15 protein-coding genes are annotated in these 13,605 nt (G+C 41.0%); 11 read left to right on the top strand and 4 right to left on the bottom strand.

What is annotated here, in order from left to right:
• Positions 1–13 precede the first annotated feature (13 nt).
• The 4 genes from HQM11_19080 (at position 14) to HQM11_19095 (ending at position 3,214) form a co-directional block, all read left to right on the top strand.
• Positions 14–586, top strand: a complete 573-nt coding sequence (locus HQM11_19080; protein MBF0353142.1) for a cytochrome c oxidase subunit 3 — start codon at positions 14–16, stop codon at positions 584–586.
• Positions 587–605: 19 nt separating this feature from the next.
• Complete coding sequence (locus HQM11_19085; protein ID MBF0353143.1) at positions 606–941, top strand: cytochrome C oxidase subunit IV family protein; 336 nt, start codon at positions 606–608, stop codon at positions 939–941.
• Between the two features lie 8 nt (positions 942–949).
• Positions 950–1,537 carry a heme-copper oxidase subunit III gene (locus tag HQM11_19090; protein ID MBF0353144.1) on the top strand — a complete coding sequence of 196 codons (588 nt, stop codon included), beginning with the start codon at positions 950–952 and terminating at the stop codon, positions 1,535–1,537.
• A gap of 702 nt (positions 1,538–2,239) precedes the next feature.
• Entirely contained in the window at positions 2,240–3,214 is a 975-nt protein-coding gene (locus HQM11_19095; GenBank protein MBF0353145.1) for a L,D-transpeptidase family protein, read from the top strand.
• On the opposite strand, the gene argB is transcribed toward HQM11_19095, so the two are convergent.
• Positions 3,211–4,068: an acetylglutamate kinase gene (gene argB, locus HQM11_19100; GenBank protein MBF0353146.1), complete on the bottom strand. Its 858-nt coding sequence runs from the start codon at positions 4,066–4,068 to the stop codon at positions 3,211–3,213. The genes HQM11_19095 and argB overlap by 4 nt on opposite strands.
• A gap of 250 nt (positions 4,069–4,318) precedes the next feature.
• On the opposite strand from argB, the gene lptC reads away from it, so the two are divergent.
• From lptC to HQM11_19120, 4 genes are all read left to right on the top strand, one after another.
• Positions 4,319–4,906 carry an LPS export ABC transporter periplasmic protein LptC gene (lptC, locus tag HQM11_19105; GenBank protein MBF0353147.1) on the top strand — a complete coding sequence of 196 codons (588 nt, stop codon included), beginning with the start codon at positions 4,319–4,321 and terminating at the stop codon, positions 4,904–4,906.
• 90 nt (positions 4,907–4,996) lie between these two features.
• Entirely contained in the window at positions 4,997–5,650 is a 654-nt protein-coding gene (locus HQM11_19110; GenBank protein ID MBF0353148.1) for a sigma-70 family RNA polymerase sigma factor, read from the top strand.
• A complete protein-coding gene (locus tag HQM11_19115; GenBank protein MBF0353149.1) occupies positions 5,640–6,239 on the top strand; it encodes a hypothetical protein in 600 nt (199 codons plus the stop codon). The genes HQM11_19110 and HQM11_19115 overlap by 11 nt, the downstream gene beginning before the upstream one ends.
• A complete protein-coding gene (locus HQM11_19120) occupies positions 6,236–7,240 on the top strand; it encodes a polymer-forming cytoskeletal protein (protein MBF0353150.1) in 1,005 nt (334 codons plus the stop codon). The genes HQM11_19115 and HQM11_19120 overlap by 4 nt, the downstream gene beginning before the upstream one ends.
• 3 nt (positions 7,241–7,243) lie before the next feature.
• On the opposite strand, the gene HQM11_19125 is transcribed toward HQM11_19120, so the two are convergent.
• Both HQM11_19125 and HQM11_19130 read right to left on the bottom strand, forming a co-directional pair.
• Positions 7,244–8,437, bottom strand: a complete 1,194-nt coding sequence (locus tag HQM11_19125) for a serine hydrolase (GenBank protein ID MBF0353151.1) — start codon at positions 8,435–8,437, stop codon at positions 7,244–7,246.
• 5 nt (positions 8,438–8,442) lie between these two features.
• Positions 8,443–8,856, bottom strand: coding sequence for a TerB family tellurite resistance protein (locus HQM11_19130; GenBank protein ID MBF0353152.1), 414 nt, complete (start codon positions 8,854–8,856; stop codon positions 8,443–8,445).
• A 311-nt stretch (positions 8,857–9,167) separates the two neighbouring features.
• Here HQM11_19130 and HQM11_19135 point away from each other — a divergent pair, with 311 nt between their 5' ends.
• The 3 genes from HQM11_19135 to HQM11_19145 are packed head-to-tail and all read left to right on the top strand — an operon-like array spanning position 9,168 to position 11,676.
• Entirely contained in the window at positions 9,168–9,920 is a 753-nt protein-coding gene (locus tag HQM11_19135; GenBank protein ID MBF0353153.1) for a DUF4292 domain-containing protein, read from the top strand.
• The gene (gene rsgA / locus HQM11_19140; GenBank protein ID MBF0353154.1) at positions 9,917–10,828 is read left to right on the top strand and encodes a ribosome small subunit-dependent GTPase A; all 912 of its coding nucleotides are present in this window, start codon (positions 9,917–9,919) and stop codon (positions 10,826–10,828) included. Before HQM11_19135 ends, rsgA begins: the two co-directional genes overlap by 4 nt.
• Positions 10,825–11,676 (top strand): UbiA family prenyltransferase, encoded by an 852-nt coding sequence (locus HQM11_19145; protein ID MBF0353155.1) that lies wholly within the window; start codon positions 10,825–10,827, stop codon positions 11,674–11,676. Before rsgA ends, HQM11_19145 begins: the two co-directional genes overlap by 4 nt.
• A 243-nt stretch (positions 11,677–11,919) precedes the next feature.
• Here HQM11_19145 and HQM11_19150 read toward each other — a convergent pair whose 3' ends face one another.
• Entirely contained in the window at positions 11,920–12,726 is an 807-nt protein-coding gene (locus tag HQM11_19150; GenBank protein MBF0353156.1) for a hypothetical protein, read from the bottom strand.
• Positions 12,727–13,605: the final 879 nt, after the last annotated feature.

Raw genomic sequence — 13,605 nt, forward strand, 5'->3', positions numbered from 1 at the left:
TTCAAGGAGGAGTATGTCACCTATTGCAACAACACGAAGCGCAACAGGAATCCCTACCGGTCGTCTGGCCGTGTGGTGGGTCATTATTTCAGAAATTGTTATTTTTGGTGGTCTTGTGACCTGTTATCTGCTCATGAGACTTGGAAACCCGGAATGGGCTGAGTATGCATCGCATACCAGCACACCGGCTGGCGCACTCAATACACTGGTTTTGCTGACATCGAGTCTGTTTGTAGTTATTGCGCACAATGCCGCAGAACACGATCATGATGGAGCCAAAGCGTTTAAATTCCTCTGGATGTGTATTGCTTTGGGCGGTGTGTTTTTATGCGTCAAGGCCTTTGAATATACAACAGAGATCCATCATGGCTTCACTATCACCAAGAATGTATTCTGGTCATTTTATTTCATTGCGACCGGTTTGCATGGCTTGCATGTGATTGCTGGAATGGTGATTATGGCCATTATTTCTTTTGATGTGAAAAAAGGGAAAAACTTTCAAAGAGTTGAACTGATTGGCGCATACTGGCACTTTGTAGATATTGTCTGGATCTTCCTGTTTCCGTTACTTTACATCGCTAAATAATGTTTGATAAGGAGAAATTATGTCTGAAGAAACCAATTCCACCCATCCTCATCCTGTTAAAATTTGGGTGATTCTTTTGATTTTATTCATCATCAGCGTTGCCGGACCGATGTTGGGACACCCGATTGTCACACTCATAACGGCTTTTGGAATTGCACTGGTGAAAGCACTGACTGTCGCCGCTTATTACATGCATCTGAAAATTGAAAAGCATTACATCTGGTATGCGATGTTTTGCGGAGTTTTGGCATTGATTGTATTATTCACAGGTTTGGCTCCTGATATCATGAAAAAGCAAGGGACTAACTGGAAAAATTGTATGGCTGACCACTCTTGTGTTCAGCAACGTTTATAGGAGGTATCTTGGTCAATATCCCGCAAACGCATCCCAGAACCCGGTCTTCAACACCAGTTCCCAGTGGTGTGGTTGGGGTTTTAATTTTTATTGCCGCAGAGATGATGTTTTTTTCAGCTCTGCTTTCAGCCTATTATATTATAAGGGCCGGATCTCCAGAATGGCCACCCTGGGGACAGCCTCGCCTTCCGGTTGAAGCCACAGCCGTAAACACAGTCATCCTGTTGTTGAGTGCTGTGGTTCTCCATTTCGCATATCGTCATTTTAAACATCAAAATAAATCCCGCACAGTTCAGTTATTGACTGTCACTGTTCTGCTAGGTATGATTTTTGTTGGAATGCAGGGATATGAATGGGTCAAGTTGATCAGCTTTGGTCTGACCATGACATCCAGTGCTTATGGTGGAGTATTTTATCTGATTATTGGATGCCATGGACTCCATGTTCTTGGTGGCTTAATGGCACTAATGCAACTGCTGTTCAAAGTACGAAATGATGTTGCCAGTATGCACCCATCCTTTGTTGTTCCTCAAATTTTCTGGTATTTTGTAGTAGCCTTGTGGCCGCTGTTGTATGTGACTGTGTATCTTTTGTAGAAGGGTAATTTTCTCTTAAACGCATGTAATCTCAAGGCGTTTTATGGAAGATAACAGGATTCAGTGGTTTGAGACGAGCCCCATTTTTCCCATGGAGAAATATGCCTGTATTAAATTCTTCGTTTTTTATTCGAACTTTGACATTGATGTCCATTTTCTTTTACGGGGGATCCAATTCCCTGTGGGCTTGTTCTGTCTGCTTTTCAGCCAAAGGAGAATCTCTTATGGCCTTTTATCTGACAACAGTGGGGCTTAGTCTCTTACCCCTTTTGCTGATTGGAGGAATTGTAGGATCCCTGTATTACTGCTACCGCAACAAATCTGAAATAACCCCAAAATAAGAGTTTGGTGTTGATCTCACCGAATTAAATTGTAACGCTTGGAAAAGTTTAATGAGTTTTTCTGATGTTGGCGTTGTTTTCGCATAAAGTGCAAAAATAATTCTTCTGGAATTAAGAATTGGATTGGATAAAGTGAAAAAAATTGTTAGTAAAAATAACTTTCCATTGAAAATTAGGCACTCTTTCAGAAATTATGAAAAGTAGTTAACAGTTTGAATGTGTCATCCCGACAGAACGAGGTCCGAGAGACTGGGGATCTTGAAGATTGGTGTATATGATCTCTCCTTCGTCGAGATGAAAAACTGTAAACAGGATAATGACAGATGTCGAAAATTACTTAATAAATCTATGGATCTGTTTTATGAAATGCATACTGTGGGGACTCAGTGCGATTCTAATCATGTTGCCATCACTGGTTTTAGGGGAAAACCTGCTGCCCGATTCTCTTGTGTATTACAATTACCCGGGAAAGCACGTTCTGATAGTGGACAAGTCGGGTTGTGAGGTCAGGGTATATCGTTATCAGGAACAATGGGGACAAGTTGCTCAATATAAATGCACAACCGGAAAGAAGGAAGGGGATAAATTCAAAGAAGGTGATGAACGAACGCCCTTAGGTATTTACTGGCTTAATAACGGCTGGACAGGGAATGAATTGGTGAGTCAATATGGGGATAGTGCTGCCATTTATGGTTTAGGAGCGTTTGAACTGAACTATCCTAATTATATCGATAAACTGCTGTATAATAAAAGCGGATATGGGATCTGGTTACATGGAACCGATAAAGGCGAACCTTCAGCAACTCGTGGTTGTGTTTCAACCAGCAATTCAGATCTGGCAGAAATTTCACGTTATATCGAATTTGGTCAAACCCCGATTCTTATTGAAGAAAAAGTAAACTATGTGACTCCTGATCAAATAGAACGGCAACAAAATGAAATACTGACGTTTCTGGATTACTGGAAGAAAGCCTGGGAATCGGATGATTTGGCGAATTTTCTTTCGTTCTATTCAAAGGATTTTCAGACGCCCCGATTTAATTACAGGCAATGGCAGGAATATAAGCAGGTTGTCAATAGCCTGAATACGAACCGGAGAGTAGAGGTCTCCGATATTTCAATATTGAAATCAAAAGATTTGTATTCTATTCAGTTTTTACAGCGGTTTACCTCTGACCGAACCAGAGATGTCGGAAAAAAACAACTTTATCTGGTTCAGGAAGCAGGATTATACAAAATACTGAGTGAAAACTGGGAACCGGAAGCAGTGCTCCCGCACAAGCCATCCTTCAATCATTATGCCTATAAGCTCAACACACAGGAAGAATCACTTTAATCTGCGATTTTGGTTCCGATACCTTTGTGTGTAAAGAGTTCCGCAATAACAGAGTGAGGATCTTTCCCGTTAATGATGTGAGCTGATTTGACGCCATGGTGAATGGCATGCAATGCAGCCTGCACTTTAGGCAGCATTCCCCCATAAATCACTCCCTGAACTATTTTTGCTTCAACTTCTTGGGATGTCAATTCTGTTAACAGTTGATTTTCTTCCATAATTCCATCCACATTAGTCAGAAAAATTACTTTATCCGCTTTAAGTGCTGAGGCGATGTATGCGGCGACGGTGTCAGCATTGACATTGTAGGTCAATCCGTTGTCACCCATACCAATCGGTGACACAACAGGTAAAAAACCTTCTCGTAGCAAGACACTGAGGATTTCTGGATTCGTGTTTTTAATTTCGCCGACATAGCCAAGATCATAGCCTTTTTCGTGGCTTTTTTTCTGCGCTTCAATCAGGTGTCCATCTTTTCCACTCAAGCCGACGGCTTTCCCACCAAACATATTCAGATGGGAAATAATTTCTTTATTGATAGTCCCGGAAAGCACCATTTCCGCAACTTTCAGGTTTTCACGGCTAGTGACCCGTAAACCGTCAATAAAGGTAACTTCCTGTCCCAATTGTTCCATGGCACGACTGACTTCGGGGCCACCGCCATGAACGATCACTGGCATTAAACCCAGCGATTGCAAGAGCACAATATCATGAGCAAAATCTTTTTTAAGCGTTTCATCCACCATGGCGGCTCCGCCATATTTAATAACAACGATTTTATTTCTGAAAGACTGAATGTACGATAATGCCTCAATGAGCAGTTCTTTTTTATCCTGATTTGTAATGTCAACCATGAGAATCTCCGGAAAATATTTTGATTTGTATGACCAAATGGTTCAATGCGATTTTAGTTCTAAAAATTGAGTACAGCCATTATTCAATCAAATAATTTGAATGATGAGCCACAGAAATCATATGAAAACAAAACAAATTCAAGTTGTATCAAAGAGAGTATGATTCGTACTTGGATAATCAATCAGTATTTGATATAGATCTCTGAAAAGAGTCTTTCCATAATAAATCATCTGGTTCCCTGTAAGAAATATGTCTGCTCCAAATAATAACTCATTTTCCTATATGCATCTGCTCTGGAAAAACAAAAAAGAAATTCTGATCCTTTGTCTTTTGTTGACGTTGTTGTCCTATGCGATGACTGTGTGGAACGGAAGTGACGAAATATCAGAGCAAACTGAGCAGATCATGAGAGTTCTCACCATGGAACAGGTTGAAATAACCAATTACAAGCAAGAACTCCTCCAGTGGAAAATTATTGGCTCCCATGCAAGAGCGATTGAAGAAACACAGTCAACCCTGCTAAGAAACCTCACTGTGTTGATCTATGATGAGGAACAAACATCGCCTCCTCGGGTTGATATCCAGATAACAGCGGAACAAGGACTGTTGGAGGGGATAGAAAATCATGTTATTTTGATGGGCAATGTGCATGCAACCAGAGATGAGGACATGTCATTAAAAACTGAAAAAGCCATTTATAATTATCAAAACCGCATTCTTACTCTTCCAGATAATGTTAGCATGCATCGTGGGGAAATAACGATGATTGGTGATAATCTGGAATATCATGTCTTTGACAAGCAGTTTCATTTGGGAAATGTCTTATTAGTTCAATGACAGTTAATTTTGAAAGAAAAAGGCCCAATTTTTTGCGTATATTGAACCAATTTCAGGATCTATGTTCTATATACTTAGTTTGGAAAAACCATGGTTGGGTATTCTGTTCACAAAAAGAAAGCTGTTTACCTTACGCGTGGTTTCATGGATGATGACATATTAATACAGGCACATAAAAACGGTGATAAGCGAGCGTTTGAAAAACTGGTACATAAACATCAGCGAGGAGTTGGACGTTTAATCCTATCGGTAATCAAACAGGAAAATAAAGTTCCAGATGTATTGCAGGAGGTGTTTATTGCAGTATACCGAGGCTTGAAAAATTTCCGGGGGGACTCCTTGTTCAAGACATGGTTGTATCGAATCACACTGCACGAATCGATCCGATACTTGAATAAAGAATCCAGAAAAGAAACGGTTTCTCTTGATAATACCGACGATTCGTTCTCAGACACTACTGAACCCCACGTCACTTTGGTTTGGGACGGAGATGATCCTGAAACCACATTGTTAAATATTCAAAATAAACAAATATTAGATGGAATTATCAGTCATTTGAGTCCAGATCACCGGTTGGTTCTGCACCTTCACTATCAAGAAGATTTATTGGTTGAGAATATTGCGGAAATACTGGAAATCCCTGTCGGCAGCGTCAAATCTCGCTTGTATTATGCGAGGCTACATCTCAAAAAATTGATGGAACCTGTCATTCAACAATTAATGCGAGAATCTCATGGAAAATAATAATCTTCAGCCTTGCAATCAAACAGAGATTCTGCTGAAGCTTGAGGTAGAGTCTCCTCAAACGGTTAAAAATGCTTTTTGGGCGGAACATTTGTTGGGTTGCTCTATCTGCCAGCACGAATTGAGAGCGTTCAGGCGCTCTCTGGAATTATATCTGCGGATTTCTGAGGAAAACGCAAACATAGTTGATTCATATCAGATATGGGATCAACTGGAGAAAAAACTACCTCATAACAGATTCAGGTCAACTACCGTTGCTAAAGTGCTGATGGCTGCCAGTGTTCTCTTGCTATTGGGAATACCGTCATGGTTTTCATTGCAAAAGCAGGATCCCTATGCGATTCCATCCCAGTATACTGTGATTGACATGCAAACTGAGGAAACTTTCGGTGAAAAGTCCGGCCAGACTCAATTGATATGGGGCACCGAAAAATTTGGTTTAATGATTCGGGATGCGAATGGGACAGATTCTACGATTGTTATTGGTATGAAATTAGGAACTCATTTTTCTCTCCTCAATGGAACACTCTTTCAAAATAGAGAGCTTGTTTCCCTCAAAAAATCAACGCCTCCGACTAAGGGGTCATGATGAAAAAAATCTCTGTGAAATCAATGTTGAGAAATTTGAGCAAGTTTAGTTTGATGATTGCGATTATGGGAACGAATGTTCCGGTTTATGCTGATTCTTTGAAAAGTATGCAAATATCCAAAGATTATGAATTGGGTGAAGATTTGGTCGCTAACGACATTACCTGCAACCACACTAGGCTTAATATTCTGGGGAAAGTAAAAGGCCGAATTTTTTCAGTAGGTTGTGATGTGACCGTTGGGCACCAAAGTCTATTGGAAAAAGGAATTATTTTTGCGGGTGGAACCCTTAGCATACAAGAAAAGGCAACAATTACAGGTGATATTTCTCAAATTGGAGGGATCTTGCAAATCCCACCCAATGTAGATCTCCAAGGCGTTATTCGGCGTTATCCCAAAAAAGATGAACCACCTAAGGAGTTTTTGCAGGCAAGCTTACATTATCTGACATTCCAACGAATCGTGCCTGTCGATGTTGACCATTTAAATCGGTCTATTACTGAGTTGCTTCAAAAAGGGATCACGGAAACTCATAGAGAACCACTCAAGGAATTTACCATTCCTGAATTTGCGGAATATGTATTTAAACCGGATTATGTACGCTTTGCTCAGAAATGGACTTATATCAAAGACGGATATAATTTGGAAATGCAGATCATGGAATTTAAATCTTCTGCGGAATCCCTGATTTTTTGGAAAAACATCATGCGCCTTGGAAATGTGAACATGTCACATTCTGTATTGAACAGTATGGGCGAAGGGGGACATGGGTATTATCGTTATAAGGATCGTTCCACCATTTTATGGTATCGGGGGGACTGGATTTTTTCGTTACAAGTGCTTGTACCGGAAAAACTTCCTGTAGAAAAAAACTGGCGAGATGCTGAAATTCAGCGAGATGGATTTATCAGTATGCTTTATAAATCTCTAAAAAATAATACTCTCAATCTGGATAGTGGCGATGTTTTTGTCGGTTCCTGGCCTTCCGAAGAACTCAAGTAACAATCAGTTGTTGAAAAAATACTTATTCCAGTTCAACAGCGAGTTGGCCACATCATCAAGAAAGCCTGATTGTTTGACCGATTGATGGGCTTTTAAGGGAATCTTCTGATAAAGCCTGTCATTTAAATAAACATCCAAATATCCCAAGACTTCCCCCTTTTCAACTGGCGCTCTTACGTTTGACAGCATTTCCAGCCTGGTATCGACCTGTGGTGTTCCCGGAGTCACTAATAATGAAAGACTTTGGCCAATTTCGAGGTCCACTTGTGGCTCCAAACCATCCTCAACAGGAACGCCCTGATCAATCAGCGATCCTTCAGAAAATAATGGAGTGCGTTCAAATTGTTCAAAACCTGCTGTCAGCAATTGTATAGTGAATTGATCTCTGTAAAATCGATTTTCACAGCCTGTTACCACGGAAATCAGCCTTGTATTACCACGTTTGGCTGTTCCGACAAAATTGAAACCGGCTTTTCTGTGATACCCTGATTTCAATCCATCCATTCCGTCAATAGTCTGGAGCATTTTACGATAGGTGCTGACCAATTGAAATTCCCCATTCCGAAAAGAATCCACCTTGGTAGAAGCATACTCCATATAAACAGGGTGTTTCAAGACTTCCTGAGCCAGTCGGGATAAGTCTCTGGCTGTTGTCATATTATCAGGCATACCACGTTTGGGAGGGAGGCCATGCGGCGTAAAGAACAAAGAATGATCCATACCCAGTTGTGCGGCTTTTTTATTCATAAGAGCCACAAAATCCTGATAACTACCACCTGCATATTCCGCAATAGCAACGGCCGCATCATTGGCTGAAACCATGATCATGGCTTTCAGTAATTCACTCAAAGTAAAAACTTCTCCTTCTTTCAGGAAAACCTGACTTCCACCCATGTGGCTGGCAAGCTGAGAAATAACCACTTTATCATCAAGATGCAGTTGTCCACTTTCAATTTTTTCCAGGGTAATGAGAGCTGTCATCAGTTTGACAGTGGAGGCGGGAATTGCCATTGAATCAGGGTTGTGTGCATAGAGTGTCTGTCCAGTATCGGCATCAATAAGTAGCAACGATCCAAATAAATGATCCTGAGTGTCCAAAATATCAAACAATGATCTGGTGTCAGCATACGTTGAAAAAACGTTACCCAACACTGGGACAAAACAGATAAACAGTAATAATATGCATTTTTTTTTCATGATAATCAGATGGATATGGCAAAAATATAGGCAAGTTGTGCACGTCCCCATTGAATGATATGCTCAATGGTTGAGGTTTCAATTCCCATAGATGTGCCGATTTTTCGGATAATTTTTTCTTCTTTTGGATGAAACTCACCATCTGAGATGGCAACAGACGTACAATCTTTCAGAATGTCATTTGCTTTTTGTGCGTCAATGGTTGTAATTTTCTCAATTTTCACTTTCTTTGTTCCCTGAGTGTACTGTTCTAATTCTTCAAATTGAACAGAACTTTTGGTAAAAAAATCAAAAATCGTTCTTAAATATTTTATTTCAGCATCATCAATCCGGCCATCCGCAACAATTATTGCTACAACAGCTTTTGCATACCAGAATTGCTCTTCCTGATTCATGTCGTTAAACAATCTTCGATTCATGTAACCCCTGATCATGGTTTGAATTAATACTAAATGACACTTTGCATAATCGTTTCATAGACACAAGCCTTTTATAGGAAAGATCTTCTAAATTATCACTTACTTAGTCAAAAAGTTTGCACTCTTAATAAAAAATAGATAGGTTTCAGTTTGCTTGGTTTATTGAATCGATAATAATAATTTTTACAGAGAGGGTTTATGTTTGAAATGGAAGTTTTGGCCACTGTTTTTGTTATTGGAGCGATTTATTTTATGGCTTTTTATGTGGCAGAATTGATCCTTATCAAGGATAAGGGATCACATTAATCTCTATGTCTCAGACTCTTCTAAAAAGTTTTTTTCTGTGCAGTCTCTATGCCTTGTGGGGCTGCACCCCTTCTGTTGCACCCCAATTATTTCTTTCGCCATCGTTTATCAGTGATTCTGTCCCGGCAGTCACACAGGCTTCCGGGAAAATTTCCATCAAGAATGGTGATTCTCGCCAAAGTGGTGACCTGCTTTTGACTATTGACAATGAACACCAACTCCGAATGCGGATTCTGGCTCCATTGCTGGGTAGCCAGTTGTACGAAATCAGGATGAATGATGAACAAATGATGATTCTTGATTACCAACATAGGGAATATTTTTTGGGCGAAAATACGCCGTCTGTTCGAAAAATATGGCTGGGAGTCGATCTCAGGATGGCTGAAGTGGGTTGGTGGATTTGGGGACGGATTTCTTCACGACAATTTGAGGAATGGTCAGGACACAAAACCACTTCTGGTGTGATCCTGACCAAAGAACAGGAAACCTATGAGATTGAGTTTCGTGACAATCAGTTGCCCTATAAAATCATAAAGAAAGAAAACCAGATCACAATATTTGAAATTACCATAATGGAATATCAGAATATCGACCATTTTAGGGTTCCTTATAAAATAAATATTCTGGATCTTCAGGAAAATAATCAGCTCAGAATTGTCCTGACTGAACTATCGGCGTCATCGGAAACCTTGAATCTGGATTTTGATCCCCCGGCGTCTATGAGACCACTTGTCACTGCTTTCGGTGACGATTCATGACTCCAGCAACAACACAAACCGGCCTGGTGTTACGGCGAACCAAAAGCTTTTATTACATTTATGTAAATGGAAAAGTCTGCCTGTGTCGTGTCAAAGGCAATTTATTCCAAAACAGCCGATATGATCATAAAATAGCTGTGGGTGACAGAGTTGAAGTGGATCTGGAGGCCTCTGATGATGCCGGTTGGATTTATAAAGTGCTTCCGCGTTCCACAAAACTCACGCGTCCCATGAGTGAGAATGTTGAACAGGTTCTGGTTGCAAACGCTGATTATCTGATGGTGGTTAGTTCCACCAAAACGCCACCATTTCGCTATGGTCTTGTGGATCGCTTTTTGATCACGGCTGAACGAGGTGGTTTAACTCCTGTCATTGTGATCAATAAAATAGATTTGGGTGTCGATGGTCTGGAACCCATCCTCCAGCTATATCAGACCTTGGGATATCAGGTGTTATGCACCAGTGTGGCAACAGGCGAAGGACTTGATATTCTGGGCAGTATGCTGCATGAAAAAATTACAATTTTGTCAGGACATTCTGGTGTGGGAAAATCATCAATCATCAAGGCTCTGTTTCCGGATTGGGATATCCGGATTGGAAATGTGAATGAAAAAGGGGGGAAAGGAAAACATACCACCACTCTGGCTGAGATGTATCCATTGCCGCAGGGATCAGGCTTCATTGTGGACACTCCGGGAATCAGGGAAATGGGCTTGGGGATTTCCCGTGAAGAACTGGATCAGTTTTTTATTGAATTCGAAACTCCTCGAAAATTTTGTGGCTTCAAACGATGCAGTCATACCCATGAACCCCGGTGCGGGGTGAAGGAGGCCCTTGTTGATGGGCAAATTTCTGAACAACGCTACGAAAGTTATCTCAGTATTTTTGAATCTCTGGAAAACAAATGATAAAAACGCTTCAACACTACCTGGAACTGATCAAATTTTCTCACACGGTATTTGCCCTTCCCTTCGCCCTGGTCGCAGTGCTGACAGCAACTCACGGATCTCCAACACTGCCTCAAGTGTTTTGGGTCATTGTGGCTATGGCAGGTGCCCGTTCTGGCGCAATGGGCTTCAATCGGTGGCTCGACCGAAAATTTGATGCCGAAAATCCAAGGACCAGCAAGCGCCCTTCGGTGACAGGAGCGATCAATCCCCTGGCTATTCTGATGATGACTGGCGGGTCTTACTCGGTATTGGTGATTGCCTCAGCACAATTGAATCCCTTGGCGTTCTATCTGTCTCCGGTAGCTATTTTTCTAACGGCTTTTTATTCCTTTACCAAACGTTTTACCAATTATTCCCATCTGTTTTTAGGCATAGCCATTGGTGCGGCACCTGTTGCAGCATGGATTGCTGTGACTGGAAAAATTTCTGTTGCGGCACTCACTCTTGGAACTTCCGTATTGTTCTGGATTGCCGGGTTTGATGTCCTGTATGCTCTGCAGGATCTGGAATTTGACAGGCAAACAGGATTGTTTTCCATTCCTGCCAGATTCGGCATTCAGGGGAGTTTATTGATTGCCAGAGTGTTCCATGCCATCACCGTGCTGATGTGGCTTTTGTTTTATTACTGGAGCGGACTGAACTACTGGTTTGCGTTGGGACTCCTGGTAGGAACCTGCCTGCTGTTCTGGGAACATTGGCTGATCCGGGATGGCAAACTGGAAAAACTCGATATGGCATTTTTTAATATGAACGGCTACATCAGCCTGACCATTTTTATGTTTACCTGCCTCGCCTGCTGGTTATAGCGCCTATTTTCTTTATGGGCATTCGTCACAATTGTATTGTTGTGGTCTAAGAATCTTTTTTACCAAAAGGATTCTTAATGAGGCTATAGTCATCGTTTCACCTAAATTAAGAAAACGTTCTTGTTCCCCTGCGGGGGGATAGCAACGACCAGATTAAAAACATATTTTCTGCCGGGCGTAGAGTCGCTACTATGGAACGTCTCTACAGACCAGAGAAGTTATGATGGGAATCATTGGGTCGTATTATTTGAAGAAATTCTGGTCAGTATCAATCAAGTCTTCAGTATCAGAATCAATGGTGTAGGCATTCACACTGACAGGCTGTTGCCCCTGGTTATAGATACTCAGGGAGTCCTGCTCTCTTGGGTTTTCCAGTGTGACATATCGAATCCCCTTGAACAGAAGTTGATGGGGTGGTGAATATTTAAAATCAGGATGCTGATGACGAAAGGAGACCACCGCATTGTCCGGTGAAGATACCCTGAAATAAAATGGATGAGCCGCCGCCTGATTCACTTTAACTTTGAGTTCATGTTCAGGAAATACGGTATGACTGGAATTCCAGGTGACATTGTCCGCTGCGTTCTGAATAGGAATTTCATGAACAACCAGACGATGGGGATCATTTTTATAACTCAAATTTTCAGGCCAGAACAAAACACTGAAAACGATGGCCACACCAACACCCGATAATCCTGCAAATCTGGTGATTTTCAGCCGAACCGGATGATTGAACCAGCTCATAACCTCACGCCAGTTTTTTTGAAATACCAATGATTTCTGAATGTTGGTTTGTGCAATTTGTGACTGAATCCTGTTCCATAATTCAGCACTCGCTTCAGGTTGGAAATAATCCTGTTGAACTAAACTCGAAAGGTTTTCAACCTGAATGGTATCCTGTAAATGGTGATAACATTCCATGCATTCTGCAAGGTGCTCCAGTATATTTCTAATTTGTGCCCGGTCCAGGTTTTCGTCAAGGGCCTGGCTCAATAACAAATGGAGTTCCTGACAATCACATTTTTGTTTCTGAGCTATCAGGGGTTTCATAATCAACCTTCGGAACAGGTGAAGCTAAACATTGGTGACGATTGCAAAAATTTACATCGTTCCTGCCCAGTAACATATCTGAATCTAACCCGAAATATAAAACTCTTTTTCGACAGATGGAAATAAAATGAGGGGGGAGATTCTCCAGACATCAAGGTTTGATGACAGAGGCAATCCACATCAAACAACAGGGCATCGTATAGCACAGGGGGGGGGGTAGGACCATACAACACATTGCTGAAGAATCTCCCGGGGGATCATTCCGGAAAAAAATCAGATCAAAACCATCCTTTCCCACTGAAAGGTTTATATGTTTTTTTCCGTGAAATTACCAACTTGGCCCAACGATGTTTTCTCATTTTACTTTTTTCAGCATCGCGCATTATTTGCAAAATCCGATCATCCAAGTCCATATCACTCCTGCTTTTTAGTCTACAAATCACACCCTTCAGAATCCATTTTTCTGACATGGGCAACTTATTGAAATGTACACCACCTCGAAGTACTTCATTAAAGTGTCGTGTATATTGTGTAAGTTGCGGATTCAAAAAAAAAGTTCATATTTTTTTATTTTTTTATTTTTTTAACTCCTATTACGTGTACAAATTTTTAACTCAAGGAGCTTCTGTTGAATGGCTGTGGACTGGGGACTCAGATCTCTCCTTATTTGAGATCTCGACAGTGGTAAGTTCTCAGCTTTCAGTTCTCAGTTTTTTGAATTGATTGAAATTATTCTGATTGTTTATATAATTCTCGGGTTTTCTAAAAAAATTTCTTTGACAATTTAAAGCACTGGCACGGTTTATGCGCTAGGCGGCTTTTTCCAAAGAGAGCTCATCAACTGGTTCTAAATTGACCAATTCAGAGGAACATTTTCGA

It is taken from the genome of SAR324 cluster bacterium (assembly GCA_015232315.1).
In the GTDB taxonomy this organism is placed as follows: Bacteria; SAR324; SAR324; order SAR324; family NAC60-12; genus JADFZZ01.

Bases quoted from the DNA above. Each gene is read 5' to 3' on its own strand.
- HQM11_19150 (MBF0353156.1), bottom strand. From the start codon at position 12,726: ATGAAACCCCTGATAGCTCAGAAACAAAAATGTGATTGTCAGGAACTC.
- HQM11_19085 (MBF0353143.1), top strand. From the start codon at position 606: ATGTCTGAAGAAACCAATTCCACCCATCCTCATCCTGTTAAAATTTGG.
- HQM11_19120 (MBF0353150.1), top strand. From the start codon at position 6,236: ATGATGAAAAAAATCTCTGTGAAATCAATGTTGAGAAATTTGAGCAAG.
- HQM11_19080 (MBF0353142.1), top strand. From the start codon at position 14: ATGTCACCTATTGCAACAACACGAAGCGCAACAGGAATCCCTACCGGT.
- HQM11_19135 (MBF0353153.1), top strand. From the start codon at position 9,168: ATGTCTCAGACTCTTCTAAAAAGTTTTTTTCTGTGCAGTCTCTATGCC.
- argB (MBF0353146.1), bottom strand. From the start codon at position 4,068: ATGGTTGACATTACAAATCAGGATAAAAAAGAACTGCTCATTGAGGCA.
- HQM11_19110 (MBF0353148.1), top strand. From the start codon at position 4,997: ATGGTTGGGTATTCTGTTCACAAAAAGAAAGCTGTTTACCTTACGCGT.
- HQM11_19145 (MBF0353155.1), top strand. From the start codon at position 10,825: ATGATAAAAACGCTTCAACACTACCTGGAACTGATCAAATTTTCTCAC.
- HQM11_19115 (MBF0353149.1), top strand. From the start codon at position 5,640: ATGGAAAATAATAATCTTCAGCCTTGCAATCAAACAGAGATTCTGCTG.
- lptC (MBF0353147.1), top strand. From the start codon at position 4,319: ATGTCTGCTCCAAATAATAACTCATTTTCCTATATGCATCTGCTCTGG.
- HQM11_19125 (MBF0353151.1), bottom strand. From the start codon at position 8,437: ATGAAAAAAAAATGCATATTATTACTGTTTATCTGTTTTGTCCCAGTG.
- rsgA (MBF0353154.1), top strand. From the start codon at position 9,917: ATGACTCCAGCAACAACACAAACCGGCCTGGTGTTACGGCGAACCAAA.
- HQM11_19095 (MBF0353145.1), top strand. From the start codon at position 2,240: ATGAAATGCATACTGTGGGGACTCAGTGCGATTCTAATCATGTTGCCA.
- HQM11_19130 (MBF0353152.1), bottom strand. From the start codon at position 8,856: ATGAATCGAAGATTGTTTAACGACATGAATCAGGAAGAGCAATTCTGG.